We start from the raw sequence: 17,505 nt of genomic DNA on the forward strand, positions 1-17,505 counted from the left end.
GGCGTGCATGGCAGATCGGAAAGCGCTCGGCATTGTCGGTGGTACGGGAATGCTCGGAGGCGCGATCGCGCGGCGGCTGCTTTCGAGCGGGTATGTCGCTCCCGATTCGCTTGTGGTGTCCAACCGGTCCGGCCTGCCTGCGGGGCTCGAAACATGGCCCGGCGTCAGCGCGGTCGCAAGCAATCAGGTTCTGGCCGATGCCTGCGACACGATCCTGCTGGCGGTGCCGCCCGCGCAAGCCGGGTCGCTCGAGATGAGTGTCGCCGACACGCTGGTGATATCGGTGATGGCCGGCGTCAGCCGGGCGCAATTGTCCGATTTCACCGGTTCGCCGCGCGTCGTAAGGGCGATGAGCAGCCCCGCGGCGGAACATGGTCTGGCCTATTCGCCCTGGATCGGTTCGGACGCCGTCACGGAAGCGGATCGCGCGACGGTCGGCGGATTGCTGTCCGCTTGCGGCGCCAGCGACGCGGTCGCCGACGAAGGCCAGATCGAGTGCTTCACGGCGTTGACCGGACCGGTGCCGGGCTTCGTCGCGCTGTTCGCGGACGCCATGGTCTCCTATGCGGTCCGGTCCGGGATCGAGCCCGACATCGCGCTGAAGGCGATCCGGCAGCTTTTCCTGTCGGGCGGGACGATGCTGCATGATGGCGGGAAAACACCGGGCGATCATGTTCAGGAGATGATCGATTATGCCGGGACGACGGCGGCGGGGCTTGTCGCAATGCGCGACGCCGGACTGGTGGACCTCGTGCATGACGGTCTCGATATGGCTGTGCGCAAGACCCGATCGATGGCCTGATTTCCCGTCAGCATCACAAAGCCGACAGACAATGTCGCCGCAAATAAGGACGGCGGGACGGGGCGGGCACTAGCGTTTCCGGACGTTCAACCGGATTTGCCTCCATGCCAGAGACCATTCGAGCGGCGGTTTGCCGCGACTTCAATGCGCCGCTGTCGATCGAAAGCGTGACGCTCGCCGATCCCGGGCCGGGCGAGGTGAAGGTGGCGGTGAAAGCCTGTGCCATTTGCCATTCCGACGTCATCTTCGCCGAGGGCGGCTGGGGCGGCGAATTGCCGATGGTCCTCGGTCACGAGGCGGCGGGCGTCGTGGAGACGGTGGGCGCGGGCGTGAAGGGCGTGCAGCCCGGCGACCACGCCGTGGTGACGCTGATACGTTCCTGCGGCCAGTGCCCCTATTGCGCAGGCGGCGATCAGGTGTTGTGCGAGGAGGTGTTTCCGCTCGACCGGCGCTCGCCGATTGCAACGCAGGGCGGCGCGCCGCTCGTCCACGGGCTGCGCACCGGCGCGTTCGCCGAAAAGGTGGTCGTGGAAAAAAGCCAGATCGTGGTGATCCCGAAGGATATCGCCTTCGATGCCGCCTCGCTGCTCGCCTGCGGCGTGATCACAGGGTTCGGCGCGGTCACCAACACGGCGCGGATTCCGGCCGGGGCCAATGTCGCGGTGATCGGCTGCGGCGGGGTCGGCCTGAACGCGGTGCAGGGCGCGCTGGCCGCCGGCGCGCGAATCATCGCGGCGATCGATCTCGCCGATGACAAGCTCGACGCCGCGAAGCGCTTCGGTGCGACGCTGGCGCTCAATCCGGCGCATGGCGATGTCCGCGATATCCTGATGACGGCGACGGGCGGGCGCGGCGTCGACTATGTCTTCGTTACGGTCGGCGCTAAATCGGCGATCGACGGCGCGTCGCAATATATCACCAAGAACGGCTCGATCGTCATCGTCGGCATGCCGCCGTCGGGCGTGATGGGGGAATTCGATCCGGGGCTGCTGGCCGCCTGGAACCAGCGCATCATCGGCTCCAAGATGGGCTCGGCGCGGGTGTCTCGCGATATCCCTTATCTGGTCTCGCTCTACAAGGCGGGACGCCTGAAGCTGGACGAGCTGGTGACGGGGCGGTTCGCGCTCGACGACATCAACGCGGCGATCGAAAGCACCAAGCGTGGCGAAGCACTGCGCAATGTGGTGGTGTTCTAGTCGGTCGTCATTACGGGCGCATTCGCGCAGCGGAGGATTTCATGCAGATCAAGGACGTCGAAACCTTCATCGTCGGGACGCCGGAGGGCGCGCCGGGCGGGCGGTATTTCCTGTTCGTCAAACTGACGAGCGACGGTGGCGTGACCGGTTGGGGCGAGGCCTATGGGGCGACCTTCGGGCCCAAGGTGATGGCAGCGGCGATCGAGGATGTCGCCGCGCGGCATCTCGTCGGCCACGATCCGCACGACATCGAAGCGTTCTTCCGGCGCTGCTATTCGTCCGGTTTCACGCAGCGGCCGGACCTTTCGATGATGGCGTGCTATTCGGCGCTGGAGATGGCCTGCTGGGACATCGTCGGCAAGGAGGCCGGCAAGCCGGTCCATGCGCTGATCGGCGGGCGTGTGCACGAGGCGTTGCGCTCCTACACCTATCTCTACCCTGCCGACGGGCCGATCTATCCTGACGAGGCGAGCGGGAAGACTGTCTACAACGATCCCGACATGGCGGCGGAGAATGCGGTGCGCTGGGTCGAGCAGGGCTTCACCGCGGTGAAGTTCGACCCGGCCGGGCCCTATACGCAATACGACCCGCACCAGCCGCTGCTGACCGATATCGAGCGCTCCGCCGCGATGATGAAAGCGGTGCGCGAGGCGGTCGGCACGCGGGCCGACATATTGTTCGGCACGCATGGCCAGTTCACGCCGTCGGGCGCGGCGCGGATGGCAAAGGCCATCGAGGCCTGCGATCCGCTGTGGTTCGAGGAGCCGGTGCCGCCGGACATGCCGGAGGCGATGGCGGAATTCGCGGCGAAGACCTCGATCCCCGTGGCGACCGGCGAGCGGCTGACGACGAAATACGAATTCCAGCGGCTGCTGGCGCTTGGGGCGGCGCAGATCGTCCAGCCCAATTGCGGCCGGTCCGGCGGTATCTGGGAAACGAAAAAGATCGCGGCCATCGCGGAGGTGCATCACGCGCTGGTGGCGCCGCATTGCTATTGCGGGCCGGTGGTCGCCGCCGCGAATATCCAGCTTGCCGCCTCGACCCCGAATTTCCTGATCCTTGAAGCGATCAAGGACTGGGGCGGGTTTCACGCCGAGTTGCTGAAAATCCCGCTGAAGATCGAGAATGGCTACACGGTGATCCCGGACGCGCCGGGTCTCGGCGTCGAGATCGACGAGGCGGTCGCGCGCGCCAATCCGTATGAGGGAACGCATCTGCATCTGGGCATGGCGGAGACGCCGGTTCAGCCCTGAGCGTGACACGGTAGTCTTCCCCGGGCGATACTGGCGTGAACGAGAAGGAGCGGACCATGCCCAAATTCATAACGATCGGATACGGCGACGAAGCCGGTTATGCGCGGACCCCGGCGTCGGTACGCGCCGCCGCGCATGAGCAGGATGCGTGGCTCGGCGCGCAAGGTGCACTGATGGGCATTGCGGGAACGCCGGTCCAGGTCCGTAATCCGGAAGCGACCGGTGTGAAGACGGGTGAGGGCGCCTTCATGTCCGCGCCCCTTCCGGTTGCCGGCTTCGCAGTGATCGAGGCCGCGACGATCGAGGAGGCTATCGAGAAGGTCTCGGGCGTGCCATGCGCGGTGGCGCATGGCGTTGTCGAGGTATGGCCGCTGGTTCAGGGAGACGAATGATGATTCCTGCCGTCAATCTCGCCGACAAGCTGTCGCAGTTTACCGAGCACTGGTCGCCGAAGATCGTCGGCGGGTTCAACGGCCATGACCTGATGGTGGTGAAGGCGAAGGGCGAGTTCGTCTGGCACTCGCATCCCGACACGGACGATTTCTTCCTCGTCCTGAAAGGGCGGCTTCGCATCGAGATGCGGGACGGTAGCGTAACGCTGGGCCCGGGGGAGCTTTTCGTCGTGCCGAAAGGGGTGGAACACCGCCCGGTGTCAGAGGAGGAGACCGAAATCCTCATCATCGAGCCGGCGGGGACGCCGAATACAGGCGATCCCGAAACAGCGGTAACGAAAACGTTGATCTGAACGAAACGGCCGGACACGGGGTCCGGCCGGTCGTGGCGGAGCGCGGAATCAGTCCGCGAACACGATCTTGGTGATTTCGCCCGAATTGTCGTCGACGACGATGTTGACGAGATCGCCTTCGGTGATCGAGGAATAGTCGACGCCTTCGGCGACGATCAGGGTCTCGCCGTCATCGAGGGTTATGGCGTTGGCGTCATAGTCGACGGCTTCGACGACGGCCTGCATTTCGGCGGCATGAAGGGAGACGGTCGCGGCAAGCGTCGCGACCATGGCGATGAGAGCTTTTCTCATTTCGGTTTTCCGTGAAAACAAACCCGGTCTCAGGAGGCACGTCGATGTGGACGGCGCTGCCGGGCGGAAAGTCACTAGCGCTGTCCGGAGCGCTTTGCAATTGAATTTTGCGTTTGAAAACAGTGGCTTGAAAAAGCCCCGAATTTGCCGTGAAAACGCCGCGATCGAAATCGCGGTCCGGTCGAAGACGGGATGGCGACGCCCGGCAGGAGGCGCGCCATCCCTGCTGGCGGACCGGAGAGGGACCGGTCGGCCGGGCGCCTACATCGCGGTCTTTTCGACCGACGTCAGCATTGTGGTGCCGTCTTCATAAACGACCTTGATCGCATCGCCGGGCGCCAGCGCGGCGAGATCGACATCATCGGCCGCGGTCCAAGTGGAGCCGTCCTGAAGCACAATGGTGCGGGTCTCGGCGTCGACGCTGGCAATGACGCCCTCGCCTTCGCCGGCGAACGACGCGAATGCTGTCGCCGTCATGGCGACGCCGGCGAGAATGGCTGTGACGAATTTCTTCATGCTCGGGATCCTTTCCCATTTCTGTTGGCTTTGTCGCCGCGACCGATCCGGGCTGGTAGGGAGGGGGCTTGGATCAAACCGCGGCGACGGGCCGAACTAGACGCCGGAAGTGACCGAATTCAAATCACGAAGCGTGTCGATAAATAACTGAAAACAATGACATAATCCGGCCTTCTTGCCCGAATTCGGCCACAGTCGGCGCATGCGCGCCGTCCTGTCCGGGAACGAGCGGCACCTGGCGCGGTGAAATTGTGGCGCGCGGGCATCCGTCCTTCGTTCCGACGGGGCTTCGACCGGTCACGCGGCACGCGGCGCCCGCTCGATTTGATCGCGGTTACACTTGGTGAGAAGCGCTGTCGCGGCCGGTCTGCGCCACGCAGGCGGGCATCCCGGAGGATCAGGCATGTTCTTCGGAGAAACCGGCAGGCTGCTTCGGCGACGGATCGCTAGCTCCGTACTGTCCCAAGACGACACGTGGACACAGGAGACAAGCATGACCACCGAAACGAAAATCGCCCTGATCACCGGCGGCAGCCGGGGGCTGGGCCGCAACACCGCGATCCATCTCGCCCGCAAGGGTATCGATTGCGTCGTGACCTACAATGCCTCTCGCGAACAGGCCGAGAGCGCCGTCGCGGAGATCGAGGCGCTCGGGCGGAAGGCCGTCGCGCTGCAACTCGACACGTCGGATATTTCCCGCTTTCCCGGTTTCATCGACGCCTTGAAGGCGGCGCTTGGGGAGATCTGGGGCCGCAACACGATCGACATCCTCGTCAACAATGCCGGGACCGGGTCGCACAATCCGATCACGGAGACCACGGAGGCCGAATTCGACGCGCTGATGAACGTCCATGTGAAGGGTGTCTTCTTTCTCACCCAGGCCCTGCTGCCGCTGATGGTGGATGGCGGACGGATCGTCAACATCTCGTCCGGTCTGGCGCGTTTCGCCCTGCCAGGCTACGGCGCCTATGCGACGATGAAGGGCGCGGTGGAGGTGTTCACGCGCTACCTCGCGCTTGAGCTGGGACCGCGCGGCATCGCCGTCAACACGGTGGCGCCGGGTGCGATCGAGACGGATTTCGGGGGCGGTGCGGTGCGCGACAATCCGCAGGTCAACCAGATGGTCGCTTCGACAACGGCGATGGGCCGTGCCGGCCTGCCGGACGACATCGGCGGCGCGATATCGAGCCTGATCGCCGCCGAGAATGGCTGGATGACCGGTCAGCGCATCGAGGTGTCCGGCGGGCAGTTGCTGTAATTGCAAGGGGCGGGCGGCTCAGGCCGCCCGTTTCGGCGTTCGCATCATCGGGACGATTTCGACGGAGAGCATGGCGACGAAGATCAGCGCGCAGCCGGCGAAACCGGCCGGGCCGATGCGCTCGCCGAGAAGAAGCGCGCCGAAGAGCGCGGCAAACAGCGCCTCCGAGGACATGAAGATCGCCGCCTGCGGCGCAGTGGTGTGACGCTGGGCGATCGCCTGCAGCGTGAAGGCGAGGCCGCCGGACAGGACGCCGGCAAAGAGGATCTCGCCGGCCGACTCCCGGATCATCGACAGTCCGACCGGTTCGATGGCGAATGCCAGGGCGGTTCCGGCGACACCGCAGACGAAGAACTGCGTGCAGGCGAGCTGCAGCGGACGCGCGCCGGAGACGAAGCGGCCCAGAAACTGGACATGGCAGGCCCAGAGGCCGGCGCACAGGATCGTCCACCAGTCGCCAGCCGTAAGGCCCGTCGGCTTGCCGCCGGACAACAGCCAGATGCCGCCGAGCGCGAGCAGTGCCGCCGGCCAGATCACGGGATGCGGCCAGAAGCGCCACAGAACGACACCGAGTATCGGCGTCAGCACGACATAGAGCCCGGTGAGGAAGCCCGAATTGGTGACGCTTGTCGTCAGAAGCCCGACCTGCTGGGCGGCGAGCGACGAGAACAGCAGCATGCCGAGCAGCGAATAGCGTTTCCACTGGCCAGCGTCCGGCAGTAGCGGCGCCTTCGCACGGCGCGCTTCCAGCGCCGCGAATGGCAGGACCGCGAGCGCGGCGGCGAGGAACCGTATGCCGGTGAACAGCACCGGCCCCATCGTTTCCATCGCGGTCGCCTGCGCGACGAATCCACCGCCCCAGATCGCGCCGGTTATCAGGAGCAGGAGGTTGGCTGTGGCGCGGTTCATGGGATTGTCACGAGATGATGCGGATACGCGCAAACACGCGAATCCGGGCAAGAAACGGTAAACCAGAATTTGCTAGCGTGTGGCGAATGGCGACGCAATTGTCCAAATATATCTCGCGACGGGTGCGGATTCTGATCCTCACCGTGATCCTTGCAGGACTGTTCCTGGCCGCTGCCGATTTCGTTCATCGGCAGATCGCGACCACTTTCAAGCACCAGAGCGTGGCCGCTCTCGCCGAGAGCACGCTGGCCCGCGCCGAGATCGCAACCGATTACGCGGTCATCCGGCTTGGCGAACTTTACGAGAAGGGGCATGTCGACTGCAGCACCGAAGCCATGGTGGCGCTCAACGACGCCGTCTTCCGCTCCGGGTCGATCACGGACATCCTCACGGCGCGCAACGGCAGCTTGTGCTCTGTCGCCACGCACAGCCAGACGCTGACGCGCAACTATTTCAATCCGGTCGACGGCTTGCAGGCCCGCAATTCGAGTATCGTGCTCAATCCGCTGCGCCTGGACGGTACGCCGGCGCTGGCCGTGTCCTGGTTTTTCGACGAGACGACCTCGGCGGCGGCGCTGGTGAACACCGAGGCGATGTTTTTCGACGTGTTGCCGCCGGTCTTGCGCGAGAACGGGGCAGTCCGGCTGTCGTTGAACAACGGGCGAACGATCGGCAAATTCGAAGGCACGCGCTGGGAAATCGGCGGCGCGACCGAGATGTTCGAGGTGCGGTCGCAGCGTTATCCGTTCACGGTTCGCATCCATGTGCCGATCGTGTTGCTGGAGGCGCTGAACGCACAGCGCAATCCGGCGACGCTGGCCGCGGAATCCTTGCTCGCCATCGTCCTTGCCTATCTGATCGCGCGCGGGCTGATGTCGCCCTCCAATATTTCGAGCAGGATCGGGAGCGCTTTGTCGCGTGGCGAGATCGTGCCGCACTTCCAGCCGATCTACGACATCGAAAGCGGTGAAATGACGGGCTTCGAGGTGCTCGCGCGCTGGCCGCAGCCGGACGGCTCCTTCGTGTCGCCGTCGGTCTTCGTGCCGATGATCGAGGCCGGCGGCCATTCCGACCTTCTGCTCGAAACGCTCGTGTTCCAGACCGCCGAGGCGATGGGAGATCTCATCGAAGAGGCTCCGAACCTGACGTTCTCGTTCAACGCATCGCCTTCGCAGGTCGTCGACGAGGCTTTCGCGAACCGGTTCGCCAACCTGCTGCGCCGGGCGCGACTGGAACCGTCATGCGTGGTGATCGAAATCACCGAACGCGAAGAGATCGGCGACGTGCGCAAAGCGCGCCGGCGCATCGAGGCCTTGCGGGTGAATGGCGTGCTCATCGCCATCGACGATGCGGGGACAGGCCATAACGGCCTCGTCGCCATCCAGGGGCTCGGCGCGGCGATCCTGAAGATCGACAAGTTCTTCGTCGACGGTATCGAACTTGACCCGCGCGCCGGCACGATGGTGCGGATGCTGGTGAGCATGGCGCGGGAATACGGCATGAAGGTCGTGGCAGAGGGTGTCGAGACGGGCGAACAGCTCAGTGCGCTCAGCAAGATCGGCGTCGATGCGGTTCAGGGCTATTTCCTGTCGCGGCCACTCGATGCAGATGCCGCCAAATCCGAATATGCACGCCACCAGGCGATCCTGCTCGGCACCCGAATGTCGGGTTCCGAACCCGGCGCCGCTCAGGCGGATATGCCGGAGCGCGAGGCGATCTCCGCATAGACAAAACGTCGCTCCGGCCTTTTCCGGGAGCAGGGGCTGCTATAGGTATGGCTCGTCAAACGCGGTTCGAAAAAGGATATCCATGCGAGCGTATTCCCGGAACGGTTTGTGGCCCCGACTTGGGCGCGCGCTGTTTGCCGTTCTTCTTGTCGCCGGATGGGCGGCGATCGCGGGCACGGCATCCGCAAGCCAGTTCAAGCGCATTCGCGACATATCGGTGAGCTGCACGGACGGGCTGACCTGCGACGTGTCGGCCTACAACGCGCAATCGGAAGTCTACACGGTGATTTTCCGGCGCACGGCGCGGCCGGAAGCGCCGGTGCGCCTCGTTCTCGGCGTGCGTGAGACGCTGACCGCAGGGTCGAGCGTCGGCATATCCATCGACGGGCGGACCGTGCTGCAAATCCCGGTATCCGACCTTTCGTACCGGGCGGCGGTCTACGAGTATATTTTCGACGACGAGGAGCAGATATCCGCACTGATCGCGGAGGCGAAAGCCGGGCGCGAATTGCGGGTCACCTATCGTTCGCGCGGCCTCGACACAGGCTCGTCCTTCTCGCTGTCCGGCTTCGTCGCCGGGCTGATCTTCATGGACGAGGTGCAGGGGCGCGTCGGGCGCGAAGACGCCATTCAGGCCGAGGGTGCCGCTCCGGGCGATCAGGGCGCGCCGGTGCGCGCGATCGCGGCGATCTCCGATCTTCCGTTCCAACTGCGCGGCGAGTTCCGCGACAGTCCGGACGCCGCATGCGGTGCGATGGACGATGAGCTTTTCGCAAATCTCGGCGGTTTCGAGGCGCATTCCGGCGGCGATACATGGCTGATCGGCCTGCCCTGCGGCATGGGCGGCGCCTACAACCAGCCCTATGCCTTCTGGGAACGGATCGGTTCGAGCCTGCGCATGGTTCCGCTGCCGGTGATGACCGAGGAAGGCCCCTCGACCGACAACGTGGCCTGGAACATCTCCTGGGATCAGGACAAGCAGGAACTGTCCGGTTTCTTCAAGGGGCGCGGGCTCGGCGATTGCGGCGTCTACAACCGCTGGACATGGCGCGAGTGGACGAAGGGCCATGTCTTCATTCTCGCGGAATCGCGCGCAAAGGGCGATTGCGACGGCGACCCGGCGGGCGGACCGGAAAACTGGCCGGCACTCTGGCCGCCGGAGTGACTAAGTGCATTTCAGGTTGCAACAGGGATCAAGGGCGCTGCCTCTCGCCTTTGGCTCGAACGCGCATTGTGATGCCGATGTTTCAATCCAACCCTGAATTGCGCTAGCGGTCGATCCGCGAGACGATGGCTTCGAGGCGCTTGCGGTTGTTGCCGACGTCCGATTTGCCGAGCTGGGCGCGGGCATAGGCGACAAGCCCGGTGCGCCCGTCGCCAAGCGGGACGGCCTCGAAGGAATTCGTGTCCGGAAAGCGCAGCGCCTCGGTATAGGTGACGAAACGGGCTTGTGCGGGGTCGCCGCCATCATCGACGCGCTCCGCGACAGGGGCGATTTCATCCATCGCCGCGACGATCCTCTCGATCAGTTCACCGGGCGGCATGGCATATTCGGGAAGCTCCCGGTCGACCGGCACGCCCTCGCAAAGGCCGGGGGTGCAGAACAGGGCGTCGTTGGGTTGTTCGGAGCGGGCCGGCGCCGAACGGTCGAACTGGCCGAGATCCGGATCGCCGGCGACAAGCCGCCATGTCTCGGCGCGGCCGTAGACAAGGAAGAACGCGACGAGAATGGCGACAAGCGCCGCGAAAGCTATCAGAATGGTCAGCATTATCTTGCGCACGCGTCAGTCGCGGGTGACCCGGACGATCGCGCCCGGATCCTCGTCGGTTAAAAGATAGATCGATCCGTCCGGCGCGACGGTGACATCGCGGACGCGGCCGAACGCGCCCTCCAGCAAGCGCTCCTCGCCGGTGATCGCGCCGCTTTCGTCGCGGTCGAGGTGAACGAGCATCCGGTATTTCAGCGCGCCGACCAGAAGGTCGCCATTCCATTCGGGAAACATTTCGCCCTGATAGACCGCCATGCCGGACGGCGCGATGGAGGGATCCCAGTAATATTGCGGCTGTTCGTAGCCGGGGGCCTCGGTTCCGACACCGATCTCGGCACCAGAATAGTGGCGGCCATAGGAAATGACGGGCCAGCCGTAATTCTTGCCGGCTTCGGGCCGGTTGATCTCGTCGCCGCCACGCGCGCCGTGTTCGACGGTCCACAATGCGCCGGTTTGCGGATCGAGCGCCGCGCCCTGCAGATTGCGGTGGCCTTTCGACCAGATTTCCGGCGCGGCGGCCTCGTCGCCGGCATAGGGATTGTCTTCGGGTATCGAGCCATCGCGATTGACGCGCAGCACGGCGCCGGCGTGATCGGAGAGATCCTGCGCGCGTTCGGAATCGCCGCGGTCGCCGGTTGTCACGAAGACCGTGCCATCGCCGGCAAAGACGATGCGGGAGCCGAAGTGGTGGCCGGTGCCGGTTTTCTTCGCCATCGAGAAGATCGTCTCGACGCCGGAGAGGCGCGGGGCGGGGCTGTCCCAGTCTTCCAGGACCGCGCGGCCCAATGCGGTGCCGGCGCCACCCGGTCCGGGTTCGGAGAAGGTGAAATAGACCTCGGCGCTATCGGCGAAATCCGGGGCGAGGGCGATATCGAGAAGCCCGCCCTGTCCCTCCGCCGCGATCTCCGGCAGGCCGGTGGCCGGTTCGGACAGTTCGCCGTCGCGTGCAATGCGCAAACGGCCCTCGCGTTCGGTCACGAGCAATGCGCCGTCGGGCAGGATGTCCATGCCCCAGGGATGCGACAGACCGTCGGCGACCACCGTGGCGGAGATATCGACCTTGTCGGTCTTTTCGACGTGGGTGTCAGCGGCGGCCGGAAAGACGGCCACCGCAAGAGCAAAAAGGGTTACTGGCAAACGGTAATGGGTCATGCCGGATTACTTAGGTAGGCAATCCGGCAAGCCAAGGGTGGTTTCACCAGGAACGGCGTCTGCGCTCGGTTTCGGAGATCTCGCGGGCGAGGCTGCGGAACATCAGCGCGCTGACGCCGGCCATGGTGGCGAGCGCCGCGCTCATCAGCGCGATCAGCAGGAAGCGGTGATGGCGCTCGGCGGACAGCGCGACCGCTTTCGTGCTTGGCGAGGCCTCGCTGCGGATCTCGACGAAATTGCGCGCCGTCGCTGATGTCGCCGTGTCGATTTCGTCGCGCAGCAGTGGGCGGACGGCCGATGCGGCATTCGTTGCGGCGGCGGTTTCGGCCTGCGGCGCCTGGTGCATGACCGGCGCCTTCTTCTCCCATGTCATCGGGGCGTAGCGCAGCGCGTCCGGGAAGTCTCCCGCTTGAGCGGCCGCGCCGAGGCCGAGAATGGCGACGACATTGGCGAGGACCAGCACCGCCATCAAAAGCGCGGTCGATCTGAGCGAATGGCTCCTGCTCTGGAGGCTCGATTTGCGAAGTGCCGTAAACATGTCGTGTCCTCTCCGGTCCCGCTTGCGAACGCGATTGCGTACGCCATCGCAAATTCCGCCGGGATTCGGGCCGGTTCACGGAGACAAATGGGCGGCCACCGGGAGATTTTGTGGCAATTTGAAGAAATCGATTAACGAAACCTTTATGCCGCGCCCGGGACGAAGGCGAGCGGCACATGGCCGGGCTCGGCCGCGATCCGATCCAGCCACGCATTGACTGCGGGAAAGCGCTGCATATCGAAGCCGCCCTTTTCGGCACTGTGCGTGTAGCCGTAGAGCGAGATGTCGGCCACGGTCGGCGCGTCGCCGGTCAGGAATGGCGTTTTCTCGAGTTGGGCTTCCATGATCGACAGCGCGCGATTCCCGCTTTCAAGCAGCGGGTCTAGCCTGTCCGGCGTGCGCAGATGGGCGCGTTGCGGGTAGGTGAGGATGGCGGCCCGAACGGCGATGCTGGTCTCGTGGCTGTTCTGCTCGAAGAACATCCACTGGTGGCAGTGGGCCTGCTCGTAGGCGTCGTCCGGCAGGAAGCGCGTGCCGCGAGCGAGATAGAGGAGAATGGCGTTGGATTCGGCGATCAGGCGGCCGTCTTCCAGCTTCAGCAGCGGCAGCTTGCCGGCCGGATTGAGCGCGCGGAACGCATCGCTGTCGGTCAGGCCGCTGCCGTATTCGCCGCCGATATGGTCGTAGGGCGTTCCGAGGAAGGCGAGCAGAAGGCGCACCTTGTAGGAGTTGCCGGAGCTCGGCATCGAATAAAGCGTCAACATCTCTATGTCTTTCAGCGGAAGGTCTTGACCATCCGGACAGCGGGGGCTTCGGGCTGCGGACGGAACTGTGCGATCCAGTTGGAGAAATCCGTACTCACGATGCGTGGCGCGGCGAGGGCGTAGCCCTGGACCATGGGCGCGCCCGTGCTTTCGGCCGGGCCGATTTCCCACAGGGCCTCGAGGCCTTCGAGGACGGAATGGATGCCTTGCTTGTGGAACTCGGAAACCATCATGCGCAGCGTCGCGGCGCCCGCCGGATTGGACAGAAGCCTTTTGACCATGCGTCCGTCGAACTTGACGATGTCGGGCGCGATGGCCGCGATGCGTTGCTGGCGCGAGGCGCGGGTTCCGAAATCGTCGACGGCGAGCATGTAGCCGCGGGCGCGCAGCTCGTAGGCGAAATGGGTGAGCGCGGCGTTGTTCTGCGTTTCCGCCTCGGTGATTTCGCAAACGACGTCGGCCGGCGAAATCCCGGCGGCGCGCAATTCCGCGCCGAGGGTGCGCAGGGCCGCCTCGAAGCGGGCGGGATGCTCGGGGATGCGCGGATCGAAATTCAGGAAAAGTCGCCGCTCGGAGGACGGGATATGACAGGCGTTGCGGATGTGCAGGCTGCGCAGTTGCGGTTCCAGCGCCTCGAAGGCCGGCTTATCGAGCGACGTGAAGAAGGTGTCGGTGAGCACCGGGTTGCCGTCGCGCGACACGCGCAGCAGCGCTTCGCAGGCGATCGGTGCGAGGCGGCCTTTCTCGAATCGGAAGATCGGCTGAAACGCGGTGCGCAGGACATGACCGGCATAATCGCCGACCCATGTCCCGTCCGGACTTTTCTCGATGCGAAACTCCGGCGTTTCCGGCAAGGCTTCCGTCTCCTTCGTCCACCACGCCCGAAATTGCCCCCGAAGCGATGAATTTATGGTTAACGAAGGGTTAGCGCGTTTGCGAAGCCGCCGCAACGCTTGCGAATTTTCGATCAATAGCGCAGATAGCACGCGCGATGCGGAACCGGACCGCACAACATCCCAGGAGACATCGAAATGGCCTTCCTCGCCGACACCCTTTCCCGCGTGAAACCCTCCGCCACGATCGCCGTGGCCCAAAAGGCACGGGAACTGAAGGCCCAGGGCCGGGACGTTATCAGCCTCGGCGCGGGCGAACCCGATTTCGATACGCCGGACAACATCAAGAAAGCGGCGATCGAGGCGATCAATCGCGGCGAGACGAAATATACGCCGGTCTCGGGCATCCCGGATTTGCGCAAGGCGATCGCGGCGAAGTTCAAGCGCGAGAACGGCCTCGACTACGAGTGGACGCAGACCATCGTCGGCACCGGCGGCAAGCAGATCCTGTTCAACGCGCTGATGGCGACGATGAATCCCGGCGACGAGGTGGTGATCCCGGCGCCGTTCTGGGTTTCCTACCCGGAAATGGTGCTGCTGTGCGGCGGCACGCCGGTCCCGGCGCCGACGACGCTGGAAAACCAGTTCAAGCTGACCGCCGAGGCGCTCGAGGCGGCGATCACGCCGAAGACCAAATGGCTGATCTTCAACTCGCCCTCGAACCCGTCGGGCGCGGCCTATAATCGCGACGAGATGAAGGCGATCACCGACGTGCTGATGCGCCATCCCCATGTCTGGCTGCTGACCGACGACATGTACGAGCACCTCGTCTACGACGATTTCGAGTTCGTCACGCCGGCGCAGGTCGAGCCGGGGCTGATGGACCGCACGCTGACCATGAACGGCGTGTCGAAGGCCTATGCGATGACCGGCTGGCGGATCGGCTACGCGGCCGGGCCGATGGAGATCATCAAGGCGATGGACATGATCCAGAGCCAGCAGACATCGGGCGCTTGCTCGATCGCGCAGTGGGCTTCCGTCGAGGCGCTGAACGGGCCGCAGGATTTCATCGCGCGGAACAAGGCGATCTTCCAGGGCCGCCGCGACCTCGTGGTCTCGATGCTCAACCAGGCCTCCGGCATCGAATGCCCGACGCCGGAAGGCGCGTTCTATGTCTATCCGTCGGTTGCCGGCCTGATGGGCAAGGAAGCGCCGTCGGGCAAGGTGATGCAGAACGACCAGGACTTCGTGACGGAATTGCTGGAAAGCGAAGGCGTGGCGGCGGTGCATGGCGAGCCGTTCGGCCTCGGCCCGAATTTCCGAATCTCCTATGCGACGTCGGAGACGCTGCTCGAGGACGCCTGCGGCCGCATCCAGCGATTCTGCGCGAACTGCCGTTAATTTGTGCAATCCGCCGGCGTAACTGCGCGCCGGCGTATTTTTCGTGCCTTTTTCTTGCCGTTGAGGAACGATTGTTGCCGATTTGCACTGGAGTCTTTGCGATTTAACCGTTTATAAACTCGCAGGTCATGCATGCGAGAGGGCGGATGCGACGTATGAGGCGGGTACGAAACAGTGTGGCGGCGGGACGATTGGTCCTGATTTTGACGCCGGCCGTCCTTGCAGGCGCTCCTGCTGCGGCCGACGAAGCGTCCTATTACAATGCATTCGACCTGCGGGTCACCGACATCGGCAGCCGGACGGCGCTCGACCGGTTCGTGGTCGAAGCGGTCAATCAGGGGCAGTATGATCAGGCGCTCTCGACGCTGGAAGAAGTGATCCTGCGCAATCCCGCCGATATCGGCGCGCGCATCGCGCTGGCCCGGATCTACTACCAGATTTCCTCCTACGATCTCGCCGCGGCCCATATCGAGCAGGCATTGCTGACTGCCGGCTGGGAAGCTTTCGAGAAGGAGATCGAGGCACTCAAGGCCAAGATCGACCGCGCGCAGTCGGGCTGGGAGTATATTTTCACGATTTCGGGCGGTGTCGACTACAAGAACGTCACCGAAACGGTCGATACGTTTCTCGGTCCGGACAAGAACGATGGGTCCGGAACGGTCCCCTACGGTTCGATCAGCGGCGTCGTGATCCGGGATCTGTACACCGCATCGAGCGACGAGATCCGGTTCGGCGGCATGATCCGGTACATCCGCAATGTCGGCGATCCCGATTTCGACAACAATTACGACCAGTTCGATCAGTTCAAGGGACGCGCCTACACGACCTATTCGAAGGGCCTGCCGGATATCGTCGATACGTTGAGGGTGGACCTGACGGCCTATGCCGAATTCGACCGGCAGAACAGTATCCGCCAGATCAACACCTACGGGGCCAAGGCCCAGATATCGGTGCGGCCCAGCGTGGAAAGCCAGTTGTGGGCGTTCGTCGATTACGGCTGGCTCGGCAGTTCGCAGAATTATTACACCGATCATCGCCTGACCTATGGTGTGCAGGGCGAATATCGCATCGCCGCCGGCATCGCGCTCGGCCTCTATGCGAACGGTTATTACGAATGGGGGAGATCGCCGGAAGCCTTCGATTTCATAAGCGATTTCGACTTCGAAACCAGCGGCTATGAAGTCGGCGCTTCCGTGTCGCATCTTTTGTGGGTGTTCGAGGACGGGCGTAGCTGGGTGCATGAGGGCGGTGTGCGCTACACCAATGGCGAGGTTCTCGACTACGCTTCGCTTGCCGACTTCTTCGCCAATGCGAGCCTCGTCGACCGGGAGGCCTGGGAGGTGTTCTGGAATCACACCGTGCAGGTTCGCACAGACACGATCCTCGATTTCGGCGTCTATTACGGCTAGGCGGACTACACGAACTCGACGATTAGCTTCGATCGCAGTAGCGCGTATTGGGGCGTCAAGGGCGGTCTGACCTTCCAGATCAATTGAGGGCGAACAGATGCTCGGAACAACCAAATATCTTCTGGCCGGCGCGGTCTGCATGGTCTCGGTCGCGAGCGCGCAGGCCCAGGACGTCGGAACGATGACGATGGAACAGTCCACGGTCATGCGCGACGGCGCGCGGGTCACCGATGGTACGGGCATTGCGCTCGGCGACCAGCTGGCGGCAAACGCCACCGGTTCCGGCGTTATCGTTTTCAAGGACGAATCGACGGCCCGGATGGGCCCGAACGCGGTTCTGACCATCGATGAGTTCGTCTACGATCCGTCGCGCCGCAACGGTACGATCCGGTTGCGGCAGACGAACGGTCTCGCGCGCATCTATGGCGGGCAGATCTCCAAGCGCGGACGCTCCGAGGTCCGCACGCCGCATATCGTTCTCGTCGTGCGCGGTGGTATCGTCGACACCTATGTCGACGAGGGCGACGGCAATGGCAACAATGGCGAGACGATCACTACGCTGCGTGGTGGTATCATGAAATGCACGGTCGGCGACGAGACGCGAACGGTGACCAATCCCGGCATGTCCTGCGTCAGCGACGGAGAGACCCTGACCATCACGCGCAATACACAGTCGGGCGGGCAATTGGTGCCGCCGGCCGGACAGGGCGGCGGGACCTCGTCGGGCGGCAACTACGACCAGGCGAATTGTGCCAGCGCGAATGCAAGCGCCTCATGCAAATCGGATAATGGGGGGCTTCCGCGACCGGGCACAAACACCCAGGGCAGAGATCCGCTGGGTGGAGGCGCGTCGGGCGGCGGCAGGGACGATTGCGACCCCGAATATGACGAGTGTTATATCATTACTTACTGATCGAGAAACACGGCTGGTCGGTCCTGTTT

At 64.1% G+C, this 17,505-nt stretch carries 19 protein-coding genes; 11 read left to right on the plus strand and 8 right to left on the minus strand.

Annotation, left to right across the window (positions count from 1 at the left end; translation table 11 throughout):
- Positions 1 to 7 precede the first annotated feature (7 nt).
- From ACQK2M_RS08570 to ACQK2M_RS08590, 5 genes are all read left to right on the plus strand, one after another.
- Complete coding sequence (locus ACQK2M_RS08570) at positions 8 to 802, plus strand: pyrroline-5-carboxylate reductase family protein (protein ID WP_425417438.1); 795 nt, start codon at positions 8 to 10, stop codon at positions 800 to 802.
- A 104-nt stretch (positions 803 to 906) separates the two neighbouring features.
- Positions 907 to 1,998, plus strand: a complete 1,092-nt coding sequence (locus ACQK2M_RS08575) for a Zn-dependent alcohol dehydrogenase (RefSeq protein ID WP_425417439.1) — start codon at positions 907 to 909, stop codon at positions 1,996 to 1,998.
- Positions 1,999 to 2,039: 41 nt separating this feature from the next.
- On the plus strand, positions 2,040 to 3,251 hold the full coding sequence (locus ACQK2M_RS08580) for a mandelate racemase/muconate lactonizing enzyme family protein (protein ID WP_425417440.1): 1,212 nt from the start codon (positions 2,040 to 2,042) through the stop codon (positions 3,249 to 3,251).
- 56 nt (positions 3,252 to 3,307) lie between these two features.
- Positions 3,308 to 3,643, plus strand: coding sequence for a transcription initiation protein (locus ACQK2M_RS08585; RefSeq protein WP_425417441.1), 336 nt, complete (start codon positions 3,308 to 3,310; stop codon positions 3,641 to 3,643).
- Complete coding sequence (locus ACQK2M_RS08590) at positions 3,643 to 3,996, plus strand: cupin domain-containing protein (protein ID WP_425417442.1); 354 nt, start codon at positions 3,643 to 3,645, stop codon at positions 3,994 to 3,996. The genes ACQK2M_RS08585 and ACQK2M_RS08590 overlap by 1 nt, the downstream gene beginning before the upstream one ends.
- Positions 3,997 to 4,044: 48 nt before the next feature.
- On the opposite strand, the gene ACQK2M_RS08595 is transcribed toward ACQK2M_RS08590, so the two are convergent.
- Positions 4,045 to 4,287 (minus strand): hypothetical protein, encoded by a 243-nt coding sequence (locus tag ACQK2M_RS08595; protein ID WP_425417443.1) that lies wholly within the window; start codon positions 4,285 to 4,287, stop codon positions 4,045 to 4,047.
- 261 nt (positions 4,288 to 4,548) lie between these two features.
- The gene (locus ACQK2M_RS08600; RefSeq protein WP_425417444.1) at positions 4,549 to 4,803 is read right to left on the minus strand and encodes a DUF1344 domain-containing protein; all 255 of its coding nucleotides are present in this window, start codon (positions 4,801 to 4,803) and stop codon (positions 4,549 to 4,551) included.
- Between the two features lie 493 nt (positions 4,804 to 5,296).
- On the opposite strand from ACQK2M_RS08600, the gene ACQK2M_RS08605 reads away from it, so the two are divergent.
- Complete coding sequence (locus ACQK2M_RS08605; protein WP_425417445.1) at positions 5,297 to 6,061, plus strand: SDR family NAD(P)-dependent oxidoreductase; 765 nt, start codon at positions 5,297 to 5,299, stop codon at positions 6,059 to 6,061.
- A gap of 18 nt (positions 6,062 to 6,079) precedes the next feature.
- On the opposite strand, the gene ACQK2M_RS08610 is transcribed toward ACQK2M_RS08605, so the two are convergent.
- Positions 6,080 to 6,970 (minus strand): DMT family transporter, encoded by an 891-nt coding sequence (locus tag ACQK2M_RS08610; RefSeq protein ID WP_425417446.1) that lies wholly within the window; start codon positions 6,968 to 6,970, stop codon positions 6,080 to 6,082.
- Positions 6,971 to 7,068: 98 nt separating this feature from the next.
- Here ACQK2M_RS08610 and ACQK2M_RS08615 point away from each other — a divergent pair, with 98 nt between their 5' ends.
- The gene (locus ACQK2M_RS08615) at positions 7,069 to 8,697 is read left to right on the plus strand and encodes an EAL domain-containing protein (protein ID WP_425417447.1); all 1,629 of its coding nucleotides are present in this window, start codon (positions 7,069 to 7,071) and stop codon (positions 8,695 to 8,697) included.
- Positions 8,698 to 8,779: 82 nt separating this feature from the next.
- Positions 8,780 to 9,862, plus strand: a complete 1,083-nt coding sequence (locus ACQK2M_RS08620; protein WP_425417448.1) for a DUF1176 domain-containing protein — start codon at positions 8,780 to 8,782, stop codon at positions 9,860 to 9,862.
- 103 nt (positions 9,863 to 9,965) lie between these two features.
- Here ACQK2M_RS08620 and ACQK2M_RS08625 read toward each other — a convergent pair whose 3' ends face one another.
- The 5 genes from ACQK2M_RS08625 to ACQK2M_RS08645 form a co-directional block, all read right to left on the minus strand.
- Positions 9,966 to 10,478, minus strand: coding sequence for a DUF1499 domain-containing protein (locus ACQK2M_RS08625; protein WP_223475758.1), 513 nt, complete (start codon positions 10,476 to 10,478; stop codon positions 9,966 to 9,968).
- A 3-nt stretch (positions 10,479 to 10,481) separates the two neighbouring features.
- Positions 10,482 to 11,618, minus strand: a complete 1,137-nt coding sequence (locus ACQK2M_RS08630; protein ID WP_425417449.1) for a PQQ-dependent sugar dehydrogenase — start codon at positions 11,616 to 11,618, stop codon at positions 10,482 to 10,484.
- 43 nt (positions 11,619 to 11,661) lie between these two features.
- Complete coding sequence (locus ACQK2M_RS08635; RefSeq protein WP_425417450.1) at positions 11,662 to 12,156, minus strand: hypothetical protein; 495 nt, start codon at positions 12,154 to 12,156, stop codon at positions 11,662 to 11,664.
- 143 nt (positions 12,157 to 12,299) lie between these two features.
- A complete protein-coding gene (locus ACQK2M_RS08640; RefSeq protein ID WP_425417451.1) occupies positions 12,300 to 12,920 on the minus strand; it encodes a glutathione S-transferase family protein in 621 nt (206 codons plus the stop codon).
- A gap of 11 nt (positions 12,921 to 12,931) precedes the next feature.
- Positions 12,932 to 13,774: an EAL domain-containing protein gene (locus tag ACQK2M_RS08645; protein WP_223475754.1), complete on the minus strand. Its 843-nt coding sequence runs from the start codon at positions 13,772 to 13,774 to the stop codon at positions 12,932 to 12,934.
- A 177-nt stretch (positions 13,775 to 13,951) separates the two neighbouring features.
- Here ACQK2M_RS08645 and ACQK2M_RS08650 point away from each other — a divergent pair, with 177 nt between their 5' ends.
- The 3 genes from ACQK2M_RS08650 (at position 13,952) to ACQK2M_RS08660 (ending at position 17,476) form a co-directional block, all read left to right on the plus strand.
- A complete protein-coding gene (locus tag ACQK2M_RS08650; RefSeq protein WP_425417452.1) occupies positions 13,952 to 15,154 on the plus strand; it encodes a pyridoxal phosphate-dependent aminotransferase in 1,203 nt (400 codons plus the stop codon).
- Positions 15,155 to 15,345: 191 nt separating this feature from the next.
- Positions 15,346 to 16,563, plus strand: a complete 1,218-nt coding sequence (locus ACQK2M_RS08655) for a tetratricopeptide repeat protein (RefSeq protein ID WP_425417453.1) — start codon at positions 15,346 to 15,348, stop codon at positions 16,561 to 16,563.
- 97 nt (positions 16,564 to 16,660) lie between these two features.
- Positions 16,661 to 17,476, plus strand: a complete 816-nt coding sequence (locus ACQK2M_RS08660; protein ID WP_425417454.1) for a hypothetical protein — start codon at positions 16,661 to 16,663, stop codon at positions 17,474 to 17,476.
- The last annotated feature ends 29 nt before the right edge of the window (positions 17,477 to 17,505 follow it).

This window comes from Oricola indica (assembly GCF_965227485.1).
GTDB lineage: Bacteria > Pseudomonadota > Alphaproteobacteria > Rhizobiales > Rhizobiaceae > Oricola > Oricola indica.

Coding starts and splice junctions, on each gene's coding strand:
- ACQK2M_RS08570 (WP_425417438.1), top strand. CDS start 8: ATGGCAGATCGGAAAGCGCTCGGCATTGTCGGTGGTACGGGAATGCTC.
- ACQK2M_RS08575 (WP_425417439.1), top strand. CDS start 907: ATGCCAGAGACCATTCGAGCGGCGGTTTGCCGCGACTTCAATGCGCCG.
- ACQK2M_RS08580 (WP_425417440.1), top strand. CDS start 2,040: ATGCAGATCAAGGACGTCGAAACCTTCATCGTCGGGACGCCGGAGGGC.
- ACQK2M_RS08585 (WP_425417441.1), top strand. CDS start 3,308: ATGCCCAAATTCATAACGATCGGATACGGCGACGAAGCCGGTTATGCG.
- ACQK2M_RS08590 (WP_425417442.1), top strand. CDS start 3,643: ATGATTCCTGCCGTCAATCTCGCCGACAAGCTGTCGCAGTTTACCGAG.
- ACQK2M_RS08595 (WP_425417443.1), bottom strand. CDS start 4,287: ATGAGAAAAGCTCTCATCGCCATGGTCGCGACGCTTGCCGCGACCGTC.
- ACQK2M_RS08600 (WP_425417444.1), bottom strand. CDS start 4,803: ATGAAGAAATTCGTCACAGCCATTCTCGCCGGCGTCGCCATGACGGCG.
- ACQK2M_RS08605 (WP_425417445.1), top strand. CDS start 5,297: ATGACCACCGAAACGAAAATCGCCCTGATCACCGGCGGCAGCCGGGGG.
- ACQK2M_RS08610 (WP_425417446.1), bottom strand. CDS start 6,970: ATGAACCGCGCCACAGCCAACCTCCTGCTCCTGATAACCGGCGCGATC.
- ACQK2M_RS08620 (WP_425417448.1), top strand. CDS start 8,780: ATGCGAGCGTATTCCCGGAACGGTTTGTGGCCCCGACTTGGGCGCGCG.
- ACQK2M_RS08630 (WP_425417449.1), bottom strand. CDS start 11,618: ATGACCCATTACCGTTTGCCAGTAACCCTTTTTGCTCTTGCGGTGGCC.
- ACQK2M_RS08635 (WP_425417450.1), bottom strand. CDS start 12,156: ATGTTTACGGCACTTCGCAAATCGAGCCTCCAGAGCAGGAGCCATTCG.
- ACQK2M_RS08640 (WP_425417451.1), bottom strand. CDS start 12,920: ATGTTGACGCTTTATTCGATGCCGAGCTCCGGCAACTCCTACAAGGTG.
- ACQK2M_RS08650 (WP_425417452.1), top strand. CDS start 13,952: ATGGCCTTCCTCGCCGACACCCTTTCCCGCGTGAAACCCTCCGCCACG.
- ACQK2M_RS08660 (WP_425417454.1), top strand. CDS start 16,661: ATGCTCGGAACAACCAAATATCTTCTGGCCGGCGCGGTCTGCATGGTC.